The organism is Vibrio sp. 1580 (assembly GCF_033340055.1).
Genome location: NZ_JAWOVT010000008.1, coordinates 91,176 through 110,524 on the forward strand (window position 1 = coordinate 91,176; position 19,349 = coordinate 110,524).

General features: G+C 46.8%; 2 protein-coding genes. Both read right to left on the minus strand.

What is annotated here, in order from left to right; translation table 11 throughout:
• Positions 1-141: 141 nt before the first annotated feature.
• Positions 142-18,237, minus strand: a complete 18,096-nt coding sequence (locus tag R7093_RS14445; RefSeq protein ID WP_318146713.1) for a DUF5801 repeats-in-toxin domain-containing protein — start codon at positions 18,235-18,237, stop codon at positions 142-144.
• The gene (locus R7093_RS14450) at positions 18,234-18,761 is read right to left on the minus strand and encodes a retention module-containing protein (RefSeq protein WP_318146714.1); all 528 of its coding nucleotides are present in this window, start codon (positions 18,759-18,761) and stop codon (positions 18,234-18,236) included. The genes R7093_RS14445 and R7093_RS14450 overlap by 4 nt, the downstream gene beginning before the upstream one ends.
• Between the last annotated feature and the right edge of the window lie 588 nt (positions 18,762-19,349).

A 19,349-nucleotide genomic window follows, 5' to 3' on the forward strand; every position in this document is an offset into this window, starting at 1 on the left:
ACTATAACGTCGTAACAAGATAACCCCTTTGCTTCGCTCTTTATTTCTATTTCGATTCAAATATCTCCTGTTTAAAATCAAGCTTTCCCGAAAAAAATGGGCGGCTTATCAGAGCCGCCCATTTTTGTGTTGTATACAGGTTTATCCGTTATCAATAACACCGTTGTTGAGCAATGACTCTACAATCTCGTTGGAGCTGAGACCGTTGAAGTCGATTGAAGTACCTAAGTTTTCCACGACAATAGTCTGTTGAACATTTGCATCCGTCGTAATGTTCAGAGAAACACTTTCCGTCGATGCATCGTAGTCTGCCGAAATGTGACCAAGCAGATCATCCATGTCGATCATTGAGTTATTGAGATCAGAGATAACTTCACGTAAATCGATACTGTCTTCGTTAACAGTGAAGTCAGTAATGGTATCCACTGCCCCTTCATCAACGGAATCTACCGTCCACTTGAAGATATCGCTGCCGTCTCCACCCGTTAAGATATCTGAGCCTAAGCCACCGATAAGCACGTCATCACCATCACCCCCCAGAATAACGTCGTCACCGTCTCCACCAATCAAGTTGGTACCTGTGTCTCCGCCGACTAAATAGCTGTCGTCCACTGCGGTTGACTGGTCAATATCGTCGCTATCACTACTCACATCCAAACTAATTTGGACAGGTGAAGACTGCGCTTCATCGCCATTAGATTCCGTTGATATCGCCGTAAGCGAAATATCGTAAGAACCGACATCAATACCACTGTTAGTATCTGTTGCGACAATTTCTAGCGTATCAATTTCATCGCTTGGTACTGTCCAAGTGGTACCATCGAAGCTAATGCCTGATGGAGAAACGCCACTTGTTACCTCAGCACTAGCTGGTACGCCCGTTAGCTCCAAAGACAGCACCTCGTCAACATCAGTAAGCGCCGCCATGATTCCGACAATCGCTAAACCTTGACTGCTCGCGGTTTGGCTAGCCGCAATTTGACGAATGTAATTAAACTGAGGATTGATACTCAATGTAGGTGCATCAGCTACAGGTGTCACATTGATAGTGAAGTCTTGATTCGCCTCCAATGCGGTACCCGATGCATTTGCGAAGTACACGCCGTTGTCTTCGACTTTCACCGATAAAGTGATTGAAGCTGCGTTGACATCTCCTGCATCCACAAATACACCCTCAGAAGCGTCTGTTGCTCCAAGAACGGAGTTAATATTATCTGGTGTGCCCATTAGGGTTATTTCACCAGCCATCCCCGCCCCAACAGTCACACCACTACCTGCTGGCGGCTCGACACGAAGGTCGCCCTCGGTAACTGTAAGAGTCACGGTCATGCTTTCATTTGCTTGTGCGCCCGCAAAGTCGACGTCACTCACACTAATACCCGTTACTTTCTGGCCATCAGCTTCATTGATCGTATCCGTTACCGACGCTGCAGTGATTTCAGGTGCGTCATTGGTAGCTTCAACATTCAACACTGCTGTGCCCGCGATTGTAATTGGGTCTGGAGCGCCGTTAGTGGTTCCGTCATCTGTGATTTCATAAGTGAAATTAACGTCACCAAAGAAATCTGCTGCGGGTTCAAACGTCCACTCTGTCGCACTCACTTGAGTCAACGTGCCGGAAGTTGGGTCCACTAACGCAACATTATCGACGGTCAAGTTGTCTGACTCAGGATCACTTGCGTTGCTCAGCAACTCAGTAGCCGTAATAGTTACCGAACCACCATCTTCTTCCGTACTACTCAACGTTACCTCTGATGTTACCGGTGCATCGTTCACCTCAGTGACTTCGAAGGTCGCCGTTCCTGACACCGTTTGAGGATCAGAAACACCGTTCGTTGTACCGTTGTCGGTAATGTCGTAGGTCAGATCGACCTTGCCGTTGTAGCCAGGCGCAGGAGTAAATGACCATGTACCTGTTACGTTTTCGAAATCCAATGTGCCGCTGCTTGGGTCAACCAACTGGACATTACTCACCATCAAGGTGTCGTTTTCAATGTCAGAAGCATTCGCTAACAAATCAGCTTGGGTAATTTCAACCGCCGTACTGTCTTCTGCGATATCAGAAAGTACCACTTCAGACGTCGTTGGAGCATCATTGACTTCCGTTACGTTGAACGATGCGCTGCCGTTAACCGATTTAGGATCGGATGCACCACTTGTCGTGCCATCATCTGTAATGGTGTACGTGATTTCAACTGGACCGTTGTAATCTGGTGCTGGGGTAAATTCCCACTCTCCCGTACCACTGTTGAAAGTAATGCTACCCGAATTCGGATCCGTTAACTGAACATTGCTGACCGTGAGGTTATCGTTCTCTACGTCTGTCGCATTCGCAATAAGATCCGCTTCAGAGATGGAGAACACACCACTATCTTCTTCAATATCCGGTAGCGTCACTGGCGTAGTTTCTGGGGTATCATTCACCGCTGTCACTTCAATATTGAAGCTGCTGCTGTTGGTATTTAGGGTGTCATCTACCCCACCAATTACGATACCTTCATTACCTTGGTCATCGACTGTCACGTCCACCTGAACGTCACCAAAGAAGTTCAGGTCTGGATTAAACTCAATCAGACCGTCTGCAATGGCATTGTTTAGATCGGCCACTGTACCTTTCAGTTCAACGGAGTCCGTACCATCACCGCTCACGGTTAGGTTGTAAGTAGCGATGAGCGTTGGATTAAGCTCCAAGATACCGCTGTCGACGTTCACATTGAGTACATATTCAGCATTCGGATCATCGAGTACGGCATCAATATCGGTAATGCTGAAACCATCAAGCAGCATTGGCGTATCTTCTGGTGTTTCCACATCCACGGTATTGACGAACTCTGGACGATCGTTCACTGCTTCAACATCAACAGTGACATCAAACTCCTCTGCGGAGCCCAAGCTTTGACTGCCATCGAGCCCAGTATCAACGGCTTGCACTTTGAAATGCAGCGAACCATCCCATGAGTTATCGTTGCGATCCCCAGAATTAAACACCACTTGATCCAAGTCTTGAGCATTGATTTCTAAGACAAAAATGCCGCCGCCTTGGTCAGTAAACACTGTCCCATCAGGTAATGAAACACTCGCCCCATCAGGGACATTGGAGACCTCAACTCTCAGCGTCTCTGGATCATTTTCCTGGTAGTTTGCACCATCTCCGATGGACTCTTTGTTATCAACCACTAACGCATTTACATTAATAACAATGTCTTCGCCCTCATTACCTGCAGCCGAAGTATCGGGATTCACATCAACATCATCACCAATAGGATTGACAATAAGCGTAAAGTTGTTGTTTCGTTCCGTTGGAACTTGTAGCAACTCCTCTTGAATGAAGACCGTAATACCTATCTCAGCCTCGCCACTAAAGTGTTTTGGCGGTTTAATTTGGATGTCACTCAGGTCAATGGACGTCTGAGTGAGATCTTTTAGTTGAATACTCCATTCGCCCCCACCGTTGTTCTTAACAACATAATCAGAGGAATTGGATTTAACGATAAAGTCATCAGGAAGCCCCGTTAACTTGAGTGAAACGAAACTCTCAGAACCGTCATTATCGTTCAGGCTGATCGAAACACCAGAGCCCGATTGATTCAGCGAAATTAAAGTATCTTCGTCACCAATCACCGTGATTGGCTGCGTCGGATCGGCACCTGTAATGGTAATGTCATCAACGACTGGCGTAACTTCAAATGTGACATCGTCAGTGAAGGTTCTCACATCTATATTATCGCCAGAGTTATTCAAGATAGACTGATCAAACACAGCTTCATCAGTAATTTCTCCCTCGATATTAATCTTGACGGTATTTTGGCCACCACCTACGGGGTAATTTTCTTTTGGCTTAAACAGAACATTGTCAAGCGCACCAGCTAAAATCTCAGCTTCATTAAACTCAATACTGGTTCCTAAGCTGTTACCATTGGCATCAACAAACTCACCTAATGTTGTGTCATCAAGCTCTAACTTGATGTTCGTTAGTGTTTCTCGACCACCTTGAGTGTTGTTAAATTGATCGGCAAAATCAACACTCAAGTTAAGTTGGATTAAGCCATCTTCGTAACCAACACCATCCGCCGTGGGAACGTCGTTATTTAGATCAGTTACAGGTTGTTTGTTTGCATCCAAGCCGAAAGTACCGACGATATCTACTCTTACATTTGGTGTGACATCGCTATCCAACGGCTGATCCCCGGCTGAACTCGGAACGTCTGCAACCGGTAAAACCTGAACTGGAAACTGGACATTATTTTCTTTTTCATCACCGGACTCAGTGTCTTTAGTGACAAACCGAATTGGTAATTCGAAATCACCTGCGTAATCTTCTGCCAAGTGCATCGTCAAGCCATCAAGGCCAGTAATATTTCCACTCGCATCGATATGGGCTTGGAACACGTATTTACCATTGACAAAATCAACATCCGTCCCCGTGATCACCAAACCAGGAGGAATGCCAGGAGCTGTCGGGTCGACGATAATAGTTAAGACATCTTCCACACCATCTGCATTAATCGCATCGACTTTCGACGTCAACTGAGCACCAAGGTTAATAGAATTGTCTTCCAACGCTTGAATTTGGACATCATCAGCCACCTGAATCTCTGCCGCTACACTCATTTTCGGTGTGAGGACGGTTGGAAACTCTAGTGTCACATCCGTTTGACGCACGACCGTCGCATCTTTTTCGTTGCCCAAATCTTCGCCCAAATCATTTACTTCTGCGTAAATGGTTAAGCCAATTTGAGAGAGACCACCGTTATCGCCATCGTCACTGTCATCGTTTGGTGTTAAATCAAGTCCAGACGGCGCTTTAATTGAGAAGTTGTCTTCATTGGTTACTGTCCAACGACCTCCACCTTCATTTAGTGCACCGACGATAACCAATTGGTTGAGGATCTCAGGGTCCACATTGTGAAATTGAACAACAAGTTGAGTCACCACTTCATCTGAAGACACATCAAACTCTTGATATTTAATGATATGAGCACCAGATTCGCCCCCCATAGAAGTGTTGATCGTAAAGTCAATGTTACCTTGATCGTCTGACTTCACGATATCGGTAGCACCACCACCACTTTCAGTGACAAGCAGACGGGTTTGGTCATCTATTGCCCCCGTTTTATCCTCTGGCTCAACGATTGGATTAACTTGGACATTCACCGTACCATTGATGGTTTTCTCAGCGATACCTTCACCGGGATTCGAAGCGTCAACATATTCATGGTCAATCTCTTTCACAGTGACGGTCGTGGTCAAGTCAAAGTCAGTACTTGAATCCTGCTCCAACTGGACTTGAACATAGCCACTTTGAGAGATTTTAGCGGAAAAATCTTGCTCTGATTCACCGGCTTGCGGTGAAAGCGTTAGTGTTCCAGAAACAAGCGTTTGTGCCACACCATCTACATAGACCGTGCTGCCTGGAGGAAATCCAGAGATGGTTACATCACTAAAGAATTCATCGGTATCAGGGCTTTGTACGAGCGTCGGTTTCCAATCGATGTCAAAGCGCGTATCTTCATCTCCCTCAGATCGAACAACGTAGTTATCTTGAGCGTCAATAACGGGTTCGACCTTGATCCTTACCTCTCTTTCAATCACACGACTATGACCATCATTTTCGGTAACAATGATCGTCCCTGTAATCGCAATGTTTTCGGTTGAAGAGGCTTCTGGAATAATTTGAATACCGGAATTAAAATTCAGCCCAGTGATGTTTGCTTCGTAAATCGGTTGACCGTTACCATCATAGCCAACAAAGGTGAGGTCAACGCTTGAACCGTCTGAATCTACGACACGAACACCATCGGGGATGTTGGACAGGATAACAGTAATGGCTTCTGAATCATCCAGAGGTCTATCGGCAACTTCACCTGATACAACCGAGAAGTTGAGGTTTACAACACCATTCTCTTCAATAGTCGTCTCTATCCCGGCCACATCTCCGTCTACGAATCGGTTCCAAACGTTCCCCGCGTCAATTAATACCGTGTCTGGTATGTCAGCAACACCTTTTACACCAACGATGACAGTCTTACTGCCCAGTGACAACACATCTTCTGTCGTACCGGTAGACAATGATGCTGTGTCTTTCACAATGCCTTCGACATTGAAAGTAAAGTCATCATTGCTGTGCAACGGAGGAAGAACTTCGACGTTCGCTAATTCAGACTCTGGCACTTCGTAATAAAGTACATTGCCGCTTGAGTCGGTCACTTCTACTATCTGACTTGGGTTTGCTGAGTCCAGCCACACCAAAGTAACCCCATCAATTGAGAAGTTAGAAATGCGCACAAATAACGCTTCAGAACCATCTAAGTCCGCTGATGGTTTCATGGTGATCACTTCACTTAATTGGAGTGGGTCGTGATCAGTGACAGGGTCTACCGTATTTTGAGTTCGAGCATTATCCTCAAACACATTAATTCGGTTTACAGTAAAACTACCTTTATCCGCAACTGGGTTTACATCAATAATGATGGTTTCGGTTTCTGAGCGAGCGGTATCTTTCCCAAGCAGTGGATTGTTGTTTTCCGTCGTAATAGCGGTGACATCAATTCTGATTTCGCCCGAGAAGTTATCTATCGGATCAACTTGAACTTCATCAATTCGGCTTGCATCCACCAGATAAACACCACTGGATTTTGGTATCGCACTACCATCTGAATAGACTAACTCTGCGTTACCTTCTCCTTGTGTAAAGACAAGCTCGTACACAATGCCTTCAGGGTTACTAGTGTCTTGGGTTTCAGCCGTGATGTTAAGTGCGACATTGTTTCCATCTTCATCAACCGAGTAGTTAAATTCGCTGCTTGCCGTCCACGTTGCAATATCTGCAACGGCAGCAACTTCAATGTCTAAACGACCATTAATCGTATGATCTGGCGTACCATTGTTAAGAATTTCCACGCGGATACGAGGATCGATACCAGAAGGATCGGTTGATGTATGACGATCTGGTACGAAGTACAAGTTATCTAGCGAGACAAGCTCACCATTGAATGACTGCTCAACATTTGATGCGTCGAGAACAACCGTATTGCCCACAGATGTTAATTCAATGTAGTTGCCACTGCCGTCTCTGTAGTAGAACGTACCGTTGTGAGTATCAGCATCTCGAATAGTGATGTCACCTAAGCTCTCGTTACGGTCGATATCGTGTAAATTGATAACCAAGTCGACTTTCGCAGGGCTAACATCCAGCGTCGACAAGTTGTCCTGAGTATTTGCAGAGTCAACGCCCACAACGACACCATCACGCCCTTGGTCTTCGAACGCAGTAACGGTAGACGTGTCAATTTGCGCATTGCGGTCTCTTATCGAGATATCCACATCGGCATCTGCGATATCGCCATCACCATCGGTTGCAACAACGTTGATGGTGAAATCAATCGAGTCGGTTTCGGTATGGTCAAGGTCGTCATTCGGACGGAATGACACACTGCCATCGGTTCGAACAACCAAACGACCGATTTCAGTATCCACTCCGTCAAGAACCTTGTGAACAAATACGACTTGGTCGCTGCCGTTCAAATCGACAGAATCAGAATCAACACCGTTTTGCTTAAAGTAAATGCCTGAATCATCAGCCGAGAATGAAGTCACTTGTGCGCCGTCAGCACCAAGGTCATCATCCCCCTCTACAGGGTCTCGGAATAAACGAACCGTGCGGCTGCCTTGCCCCTCAACACGCGAAATAGATGCATCGTGCAAGGTTGGAACATCATCGGTAATCGTCACTGGTAAGTTAATACCTGCCGTATCACCATCGACATCGGTCGCAAAGACTGGGAGATCAAGTATGAGTGTATCTTCGCCTTGAGTTGAGTGATCTAGCGCACCCTCAAGCGTAAACTTGTAAGAGCCGTCAGCGTTCAAAACTAGTGTGAACACTGAGTTACCATCAGGTGTTTGACCTTGATAAGTAAAGTTGTTGTTGCTTACCGCGGTTTGAACTAACGTCACCGCAAAACCACCTGAAGTTACTCCTGGTATCGGGTTAGAAGTAAGATCCAGCTGATAAGAGACAACGGTATCTGCCCCTTCCACCGTATCGAAATTGCCCGTTGCTTCTAGGCTGTCTTTGTTGGTTGCCTGAGAGCCGTTGGCAAGGTCATCCTCATCAACAGCCAAAGCATCTGCTGATTTAATTTCGGGAATGTCATCAACTACGGTAATTGGAAGATTCAGTGATGATGACGTGTCACCATCAAAGTCTGTTACTGTAATTGGAATATCAATGACAAGGTTGTTTTCACCTTGAACAGCGTCATGGTCGATTGGTCCCAACAGCTCAAATTGGTAGCTGTCATTATTCGCATCAAGAGACAGCGTGAAGATCTTAGTTGATGTGCCAGTAATAACCGCTTCGTAACTGGTTATTCCACCATTCGTGCTTACTAGATTCAACTCGATGCTGCTGCCGTTCGACGTTAAACCAGACACGACTGCATCGAGGTCTGAAACTTGGTAGCTGACAATCTTGTCTGCACCAGCAACGACCTCAAATCCGCCGTTCAATACCGTTGAATCACTACTTGTCGTGTCAGAGCCACCGGAAAGATCATCTTCATCAACGGTTTGTTGGCTAGAGTCTGTCACTTTCACAATAGCTGGGACATCGTCCACCACGGTGATCGGCAAGGTGATGTTATTGGACACATCGCCATCAAAATCAGTCGCGTTGACTGGGAAGTTAATGACCAACGAGTTTTCATCGTTACCCGCAGGATGATCAAGTGCACCCAACAGTTCAAATTCATAACTGTCTGCTGAACCATTTAGCGTCAGTTTAAAGACGGTGTCCGTCGTACCTTGTACATAAGCTCGGTACTCAATCACACCGTTTGAATTTGAAAACTCAACCAACTCAAGCGGTTGACCACCTGAGGTAAGGCCAGAAACAGGCGATGTTAAACTATCCAACTGGAAGCTAACGATAGAGTCGGCACCATCAGTAACGTCAAAGTTGCCACCAATGATATTGGATTCTGGCGTGTCGTCCGAACCTTGGCTTGGAATATCATCCTCATCCACAGACAAGGTACTACCAGAGCTAATAGCATCAATGGTTGGTTTGTCATCTACGATCGTAACTGGCAAGGTCGCAGTGATGGTATCGTTGTCGCCATCCGTGATCTTCACAGGTAGATTCAACAAAATCTCATCAGAGTTAACCGCGTGATCTAACTGACCAGATAACTCAAAGTCGTATTTACCATCTTGATGAAGTGTCAACGTGAAGACCGTCACTCCACCCGGAGTTTGTCCCACGTAAACAAGCGCGTCAGCAGTTGAAGCGCCAACGTCTTGAGAAAGTGTTACCTCTTCTCCACCCGATTTCAGGTTCGGAATAGGATTTGAGCTCAGATCCAATTCGAAAGCATCAATACCATCTGCGCTAGTGACTTCGAATTCACCTGATACCGTTAACGGCTCTTTAGTGCCATCAGAACCAAGAGGTAAGTCATCTTCGTCGACACGTAGACTTTCAATATTGGTAACAACTGGAACATCGTCCACAACGGTAATTGGCAATGTGAAGGCTGGTGAAGTATCACCATCATTATCTGTCGCCGTCACAGGGAGGTTAATAACAATCTCGTTTTGCTGATTACCATCTGGATGATCAAGCGGCTTCTGTAAATCGAACTCGTAGGTGTTGTTCGTTGCATCCAACGTCAGTTCGAAAACCACTTCAGCAGGATTGCCAGCGACACCTTGGTATACGTTCACGCCGTTTGCGCTAGAAGACAGAACTAAGGTGATAGCGTCACCATCTGAAGTCAGTGACGCAACTGGCGTGGTCAGGTCACTCAGCTGAATAGAAGCAACTTGGTCAGCACCTTCGGTGATATCAAAAGTACCTGAAATAACAGTATCTTCTGCACTTGCAGCATCCGTACCTGCTGGTAGGTCATCTTCATCAACGGTTTGTTCGCTGCCTGCTAGCAAACCATCAATGGTCGGAACATCATCCACAACCGTAATTGGTAAGGTGATGTTGTTCGACACGTCTCCATCAAAGTCAGTCGCGTTTATCGGTAAATTTATGATCAGTTCATTCTGGCCATCAGCATTTGGATGATCGAGAGGAGCGAGCAAATCGAACGTGTAGCTGTCATCAGAGGCATCGAGGGTTACACGGAATACTGGTGTCGTCGTGCCATCAATACGAGCTTCGTAAACTGAAACGCCACCTGCGTTTGATACTTCAACCATAACCAGAGATTGACCACCAGAGGTCAGGCCTTGTACTGGCGTCGTTAGGTCAGAAACGCTGTACTCGACAATGCCATCAGAACCATCAGTCGCGATGAAGTTACCGGCAATGCTGTTCGACTGTGTACCATCAGATCCGATTGTTGGGATATCATCCTCATCAACCGTTTGCACACTTGTTGCTTCGATTCCACCAAGTGTCGGCTTGTCATCAACGATCTTGACAGGAATTGTCTCAGCAGAGGTATCGCCATCAAAGTCTGTTGCGATGATTGGGAAGTTCAGTGTCAACTCATCACTATCTACTGCGTGGTCGATTGGACCTTCAAGCGTGAAGTTGTAACTACCATCAGTATTCACTATCAGAGTAAAGACCGCTTCAGTACCCGCTGTCGCCTCGTAAGTAAAGCTGCCATCACCATTTGCGGTTTCCGTCAGTGTGACTGCCACGCCTTGTGATGTAAGGCCAGCCACTGGTGTTGCAGACGCGTCAAGCTGATAACTTACCACTCGGTCCGAGCCTTGTGTGGTAGTGAAGTTGCCATCGATTGAAATCGGGCCAGTCTGATCTGAACCAATCGTGCCTAGGTCATCTTCATCAACGGTAATCGCATCGACATCGGTAATGGTCGGCTTATCATCCACAATGGTGACTGGGATCGTTTCTGTGGTGGTATCACCATCAAAATCCGTTGCGATGATTGGGAAGTTCAGTGTCAGCTCATCACTACCCGTCGCATGGTCGATTGGACCTTGCAGCGTAAAGTTGTATGAACCATCCGTATTAACGGTCAGCGTAAATACGGCTTCAGTTCCTGCTGTCGCTTCATAAGTGTAGCTACCATCACCGTTTGCAGTTTCAGTCAGGGTCACTGCCACACCTTGTGATGTTAGGCCATCAACTGGCGTTGCAGCCGCATCCAATTGGTAGCTTACTACCCCATCAGAGCCTTGCGTTGTAGTGAAGTTGCCATCGATTGAAATTGGATCTGAGCCGTCAGAGCCAATCGTCGCTAAGTCATCTTCATCCACACGGATCGCGTCTACGTCAATGATGGTTGGTTTATCGTCAACGATGGTAACAGGCAGTGTTTCTGTCGACGTATCGCCATCAAAGTCTGTTGCGATAATCGGGAAGTCGATTTGCAGGCTGTCGCTATTCACCGCATGGTCTAATGGACCTTGCAGGGTAAAGGTGTAGCTGCCATCTGGCTTCATAACCAATTCAAATACGGCATTGCCATCTGCTGTGGCTGTGTAAGTAAAACTGCCGTCGCCGTTAGCAGTTTCAGCAAGCACGACAGGCTCACCATGAGAGGTCAACCCTGCTACTGGATCTGCGGTTGCATCAAGCTGGTATTTAACAACGCTGTCTGAGCCTTCAGTTGTGGTGAAAGAGCCCGACATAAACGCATCATCGTTCTGGTCTGAGCCAATTGAGGCAAGGTCATCTTCGTCCACCGTAAGTGGGACAACGTTATCGATGGTTGGAACGTCATCAGTAATCGTGACTGGAATGGTCGCGGTCGTCGTATCGCCATCAAAGTCTGTTGCAATGATTGGGAAGTTCAGAACTAGTTCATCGCTGTTTAACGCATGATCAACCGGACCTTCTAGACGGAAGCTGTATGTGCCGTCAGCATTCACATTCATGGTGAAGACCGGATTGCCATCCGCGGTAGCCACGTAAGTGAAGCTGCCATCAGCATTCGCATTCTCTACCAAAGTAACAGGCTCACCTTGGGAGGTTAAACCTGCGACAGGATCAGAAGTTGAATCAAGTTGATAGCTCACCACACGGTCTGAACCTTGAGTAGTCGTAAATGCGCCTTCCACAAACACAGCGTCACTTTGGTCTGAGCCAATACCTGATAAATCATCTTCGTCTACAGCCAGAGGCACAACATTATCGATGATTGGCGCATCATCAGTAATCGTGACTGGAATGGTTGCCGAAGTCGTATCACCATCAAAATCGGTGGCAATAATTGGGAAATCAATCGTCAGGCTGTCGCTGTTGGCGGCATGGTCAATCGGGCCTTGCAGCGTAAAGTCGTACGTACCATCTGTTGCTACGTTTAACGTGAAAACAGGATTGCCATCTGCGGTCGCCACATAGGTAAAGCTGCCATCACCGTTGGCGGTTTCCACCAAGGTAATCGCCTCACCTTGAGACGTTAGCCCCACAACAGGATCAGCGGTTGAATCCAGTTGATAGCTCACCACTCGGTCAGAGCCTTGTGTGGTAGTAAACGCTCCTTCAACGAACACAGCGTCAGTTTGGTCTGAGCCCACGCCGCTAAGGTCATCTTCATCGACACTCAACGCATCCACCTCTGTGATGGTCGGTACATCATCAACAATCGTGACTGGAATGGTTTCAGTAACGGTGTCGCCATCGAAGTCGGTTGCGATAATTGGGAAGTTGAGTGTCAGCTCATCACTATCAACCGCGTGATCAATTGGCCCTTCTAGCGTGAAGTTATAAGAGCCATCAGTATTCACTGTCAGCGTAAAGACCGCTTCAGAGCCCGCTGTTGCTTCGTAGGTAAAACTGCCATCACCATTTGCAGTTTCTGTTAGCGTGACAGCCACACCTTGCGAGGTTAAACCGTCAACTGGTGTTGATGTGCCATCGAGTTGGTAGCTCACCACTCGGTCTGAACCTTGCGTGGTGGTGAAGTTACCATCAATAGAAATCGGGTTGCTTTGGTCTGAGCCAATTGACGCTAGATCATCTTCATCAACCGTAATGGAATCCACGTCAGTAATAACTGGCTTATCGTCTACGATCGTCACTGGGATAGTGGCATTTGTGGTGTCGCCATCAAAGTCGGTCGCGATGATTGGGAAGTTCAGTATCAACTCATCACTATCTACTGCGTGGTCGATTGGACCTTCAAGCGTGAAGTTATAGCTACCATCAGTATTCACTGTCAGCGTAAAGACCGCTTCAGTACCCGCTGTCGCCTCGTAAGTAAAGCTGCCATCACCGTTTGCGGTTTCAGTCAGCGTGACGGCCACGCCTTGTGATGTAAGGCCGTCAACTGGTGTTGCAGAAGCATCAAGCTGATAGCTCACCACTCGGTCCGAGCCTTGTGTGGTGGTGAAGTTGCCATCGATTGAAATCGGGTCAGTTTGATCTGAGCCAATCGTGCCTAGGTCATCTTCATCAACGGTAATCGCATCGACATCGGTAATGGTCGGCTTATCATCCACAATGGTGACTGGGATCGTTTCTGTGGTGGTATCACCATCAAAATCCGTTGCGATGATTGGGAAGTTCAGTGTCAGCTCATCACTACCCGTCGCATGGTCGATTGGACCTTGCAGCGTGAAGTTGTATGAACCATCCGTATTAACGGTCAGCGTAAATACTGCTTCAGTTCCTGCTGTCGCTTCATAAGTGTAGCTACCGTCACCGTTTGCGGTTTCAGTCAGCGTGACGGCCACACCTTGTGATGTTAGACCGTCAACAGGCGTTGCAGCAGCATCCAATTGGTAGCTCACTACCCCATCAGAGCCTTGCGTTGTAGTGAAGTTGCCATCGATTGAAATTGGACCTGAGCCGTCAGAGCCAATCGTCGCTAAGTCATCTTCATCAACCGTGATGGCATCTACGCCAGTGATGGTTGGCTTATCATCAACGATGGTGACAGGTAGTGTTTCTGTCGACGTATCGCCATCAAAATCTGTCGCGATAATCGGGAAGTCGATTTGCAGACTGTCGCTATTCACCGCATGGTCTAATGGACCTTGCAGTGTAAAGGTGTAGCTGCCATCTGGCTTCACCACCAATTCAAATACGGCATTGCCATCTGCTGTGGCAGTGTAAGTAAAACTACCGTCGCCGTTAGCAGTTTCAGCAAGCACGACAGGCTCACCATGAGAGGTCAACCCTGCTACTGGATCTGCTGTTGCATCAAGCTGGTATTTAACAACACTGTCCGAGCCTTCAGTTGTGCTGAAAGAACCCGACATAAACGCATCATCGTTTTGGTCTGAGCCAATTGAGGCGAGATCATCTTCGTCCACCGTGAGTGGAACAACGTTATCAATGGTTGGAACGTCATCAGTAATCGTGACGGGAATGGTCGCGGTCGTCGTATCGCCATCAAAGTCTGTTGCAATGATTGGGAAGTTCAGTACTAGCTCATCGCTGTTTAACGCGTGATCGATTGGCCCTTCCAGACGGAAGTCATATGTACCGTCAGCATTCACATTCATGGTGAAGACAGGATTGCCATCCGCGGTAGCCACGTAAGTAAAGCTGCCATCGGCATTCGCAGTCTCCACCAAAGTAACAGGCTCACCTTGAGAAGTTAAACCTGCGATAGGATCCGAAGTTGAATCAAGCTGGTAGCTCACCACACGGTCTGAACCTTGAGTGGTCGTAAATGCGCCTTCCACAAACACTGCGTCAGTTTGGTCTGAGCCAATACCTGATAAATCATCTTCGTCTACAGCCAGAGGCACGACATTATCAATGATTGGTGCATCATCCGTAATCGTGACTGGAATGGTTGCCGAAGTCGTATCACCATCAAAATCGGTGGCAATAATTGGGAAATCAATCGTCAGGCTGTCGCTGTTTGCTGCATGGTCAATCGGGCCTTGCAGCGTAAAGTCGTACGTACCATCTGTTGCTACATTCAACGTGAAGACTGGATTGCCGTCAGCGGTCGCCACATAGGTAAAGCTGCCGTCACCATTGGCGGTTTCCACCAAGGTAATCGCCTCACCCTGAGAGGTCAGCCCCGCAACAGGATCAGCGGTTGAATCCAGTTGATAGCTCACCACTCGGTCAGAGCCTTGTGTGGTTGTAAACGCCCCTTCAACGAACAGATCGCCGCCTGGGTCGGACCCCACACTGCTAAGGTCATCTTCATCGACACTCAACGCATCCACCGCTGTGATGGTCGGAACATCATCAACAATTGTGACTGGAATGGTTTCAGTAACAGTGTCGCCATCAAAGTCGGTTGCGATAATTGGGAAGTTGAGTGTCAACTCATCACTATCAACCGCGTGATCAATTGGCCCTTCTAGCGTGAAGTTATAAGCGCCATCAGTATTCACTATCAAAGTAAATACAAGGTTGCCACCCGCTGTCGCTTCATAAGTGAAACTACCATCACCATTTGCGGTTTCTGTTAGCGTTACCGCTACACCTTGCGAGGTTAAACCGTCAACTGGTGTTGCAGAAGCATCTAACTGGTAGCTCACCACTCGGTCAGAGCCTTGTGTGGTAGTAAAGTTCCCATCAATAGAAATCGGGTTGCTTTGGTCTGAGCCAATTGACGCTAGATCATCTTCATCAACCGTAATGGCGTCGACGTCAGTAATCACTGGCTTATCGTCCACGATTGTCACTGGGATAGTGGCGTTTGTGGTATCGCCATCAAAGTCTGTTGCGATGATTGGGAAGTTCAGTGTCAGCTCGTCGCTATCAACAGCATGATCGATTGGACCTTCAAGCGTGAAGTTATAGCTACCATCAGTATTCACTGTCAGCGTAAAGACCGCTTCAGTCCCCGCTGTCGCCTCGTAAGTAAAGCTGCCATCACCATTTGCGGTTTCCGTCAGTGTGACTGCCACGCCTTGTGATGTGAGTCCAGCCACTGGTGTTGCTGAAGCATCAAGCTGATAGCTCACTACTCGGTCAGAGCCTAGTGTGGTGGTGAAGTTACCATCGATTGAAATCGGGTCAGTCTGATCCGAACCAATCGTGCCCAAATCATCTTCATCAACGGTAATCGCATCGACATCGGTAATGGTCGGCTTATCATCCACAATGGTAACAGGCAATACGATTTGACTTGTGTCACCATCAAAGTCTGTAGCAATAACGCTAAAATCAAGGGTTAAGCTGTCGCTATTTGCCGCATGGTCAATTGGACCTTGCAGCTCAAAACTGTACGAGCCGTCGGTATTCAAAATTAATGTGAAAACTGCACTGCCATTTGCCGTTGCGCTGTAGGTGTAACTGCCATCTGCATTTTGCGTTTCGGCAATGGAAACGGTTTGACCTTGAGATTGCAGGCCATTTAAAGAATCAGCGTTTACATCCAACTGATACTGTACGACGCCATCAGAACCTTGAGTCGTCGTGAACTGACCTTCAACCAATGTTGGCTGTGATTGGTCTGAGCCTACCGAACTTAAGTCATCTTCATCGACGTTAAGAGCGACAACGTCATTAATAGTTGGCACATCATCAGTAATGGTAACCGGTAGAACAAGTGAGCTGGTGTCACCGTCAAAGTCCGTTGCGACAATAGTGAAGTCTAGAGTTAAGCTATCGCTACCCACAGCATGATCGATTGGACCTTCAAGGGTAAACGAATAAGTACCGTCAGGGTTAACTTGTAAGGTGAAAATAGCGTCCCCTTCTGCCGTTGCAGAATAGGTAAAGCTGCCATCTGAATTGGTTGTTTCCGTCAGAGAGATAGATCGCCCCTGCGATTCCAACCCATTGAGTGGATCAGTGCCGCTCTCTAATTGATAACTTACAACACGGTCTGAGCCCTGAGTCGTCGTGAAGCTACCTTGCGCGAACACAGAGTCGCTTTGATCGGAGCCAATGCTTGATAAATCGTCTTCATCGACGGCTAGCGCATCAACGCCATCAATCGAAGGAACGTCATCTTGAACTTGAATGACAATTTGCGCAGCTTCTGGTGTGTTCGAACCTTCGGTAATAGAGGAGCGGTCACCATCCGCATCTACCGCGTAAACTGGCAGTGAGAAAGTGAGCGAGTCATCGTTAGCACCCGTATGGTCAAGTTGTTCATACAAGTTGAATTGGTATTCGCCCAATGCAGGTGCATCAATCGCCACATCAAATACGGTAATACGCACACCATCCAGCTCAATGAAGCCTTCGTAAGTACGTACGCCGTTACTCTCGGACGCTAGTTCTAGTTGAACAACCTGCCCTTGAGATTGGAGTTCTCCACCAACATTGAACTCTGTAGGTTCCAACTCATAGTGATCAATGATGTCACTACCGACCGCTGTCGTGATCGCCCCAGTACCACTTGTTACTACCGCGCCTTCCTGTGAACCTTGGTCAACACCCGCCTCGTCTAAAGACAATCCCGTCACGTTCTCAATCACTGGATTATCGCCATCAAGGATGGTCATCGTAAAGGTGTTGCTTGCTGTATCTTGGTCAAAGTCGACGATTGTGGTTGGCAAAGAGAGCTCAATCGTATCTTCACCGTTTGTTTGTTCTAACGGCTTAAATTGCTCAAATTGGTAGGTACCATCAGTATTCAGACTGATGGTTAAGACGGTTTCATTCGAGCCAGCAATGGACAAGGTGATAGTACTGCCGTCTTCAGAGAGTACCGCTTCTGTCGCCTGATTATCACTCAATAGGCCATCGAACTGACTAAGTCCTTCTTGATTAAACGTGACCGTTGCCAATTGATCACTACCAATATCAACAAAGGTGCCAGTGATTGGTGTAGAAGAAGATTCAACGTTTTCAAAAGTAACGTTTTGCGGCGCAGGATCATCGCCATCAATAACGGTTGTCGTAAAATCAATAGGCGCTTGAATGCTGTTCCCACCAATATCTGCGCCAGTAATATCAAAAGCGATATTGATTTGATCACCGACGATAGATACTTGGCCATCAGCGATGGACGCCACATGGTCAATACCCTGGCTAATCGTGGTAACGACCTCTAACTCTAAATCACGGCCTAAAGATGTCGCTTCGATCTCGATACGAAGCACTTCGTTACCACCTTGAGTGCCGATAATGGCATTTTGCGCTTCGTCGTAAACGAACGCTACTGGCTGACCACCAGAGGTAATGTCACTATTTAACTCGGTTAACAAAGACTCTAATGAGGACGTTTCAGGTACAAATGAAGCAGTATCAAGTGCGAGATCCCCTGCTTCAACCAGCACACTAGAAGAAATGGTTTGCGGGTAGCTAGATAGAGAAATTGAGCCTTCTGTTACGCTAGATTGCAGTGACTGCCCACCATCAGCAAAGATCGTGACATTCAAACCGTCATCTTCGTCGCGATCATCTTCTCCGCTGCGAGTCGCAGACGTTTCAAAAAAGTAGACGCGAGTACTTCCGGGTTATTATATTCAACCGTCACGTAGCCAGCATTAGCCGAGCCTTCAGCACCTGCGCCAGCAGCTGTTGCTTCTAAGATAGCGGTAGGGTCAGCTCCGTCTAAAATAGCTTGCTGGATAGCGGCAATATCGTTGGCGTCGAAGTCAGCACTTCCAATAGCCGTTGGGTCAAAAGTCACCAAGCCATTAACTGGAGATTGTACCAATACTGGTTCTAGTGATTCAGAAGAAGGCACAGGAAGACAAGCAACACAATTTGCATCGACCAGATAAAGCTCATTATTTATCTGTACGTCGAGAGAAGCATTATTTTCTGTGATAATAATCTCGCCAGGTCTTAACTCATCCCCCGCTTTTATGACCTTAACGTTTCCATCCAGGCCCAAAACCAAAACTTCACCTTTGACAGCATTTACAATCGCGCTCTGCGGTACCGTGTGCGTACTCATCTGACCTCCGCTAATGGCTTACGTTTCCCATTAACCTTTTTAGATAATTTCTTATTAATTTAGTGCGGCATACTGCACACCTTTATACGATTAAACTAAGTATTGAATCATTAAACAATCGATAAATACCCTACTACCAAGCAACATAAGTAAAACTTACTCGTAGTCACAGAAATGTGACACATGTGCTGACGCGTAGATATCGAATAATTATATGAAATTGATACCTTATTCTGATTAAGTGTAGTTGTTTTAAGAAAAGAAGAGAGATGAAATCATTCAGCTAAACGCCAGACTGCCGGTTGCGATCAATAATGGAAGAAAAGCAATGAGAATGTTGTATACACCGGAGCGTGATGACATCTTAATCAATATCGGTGACGAAAAAAACGTAACGATTAAATATTGAACAACATAAATTGCAGGACAAAATGCAACGATAAAAAAGTGGCTTACGATATGAATCCCCGCACACCACGAGTTCGGTTTTGTTCTGATATACAGCAAAAAAAACACGAGCAAGCTAATAATAAAATACATAAACACAGCACTTGAAAATAATTATCATTTTCAATCATATGTAAATAT

Coding starts and splice junctions, on each gene's coding strand:
- R7093_RS14450 (WP_318146714.1), bottom strand. CDS start 18,761: ATGAGTACGCACACGGTACCGCAGAGCGCGATTGTAAATGCTGTCAAA.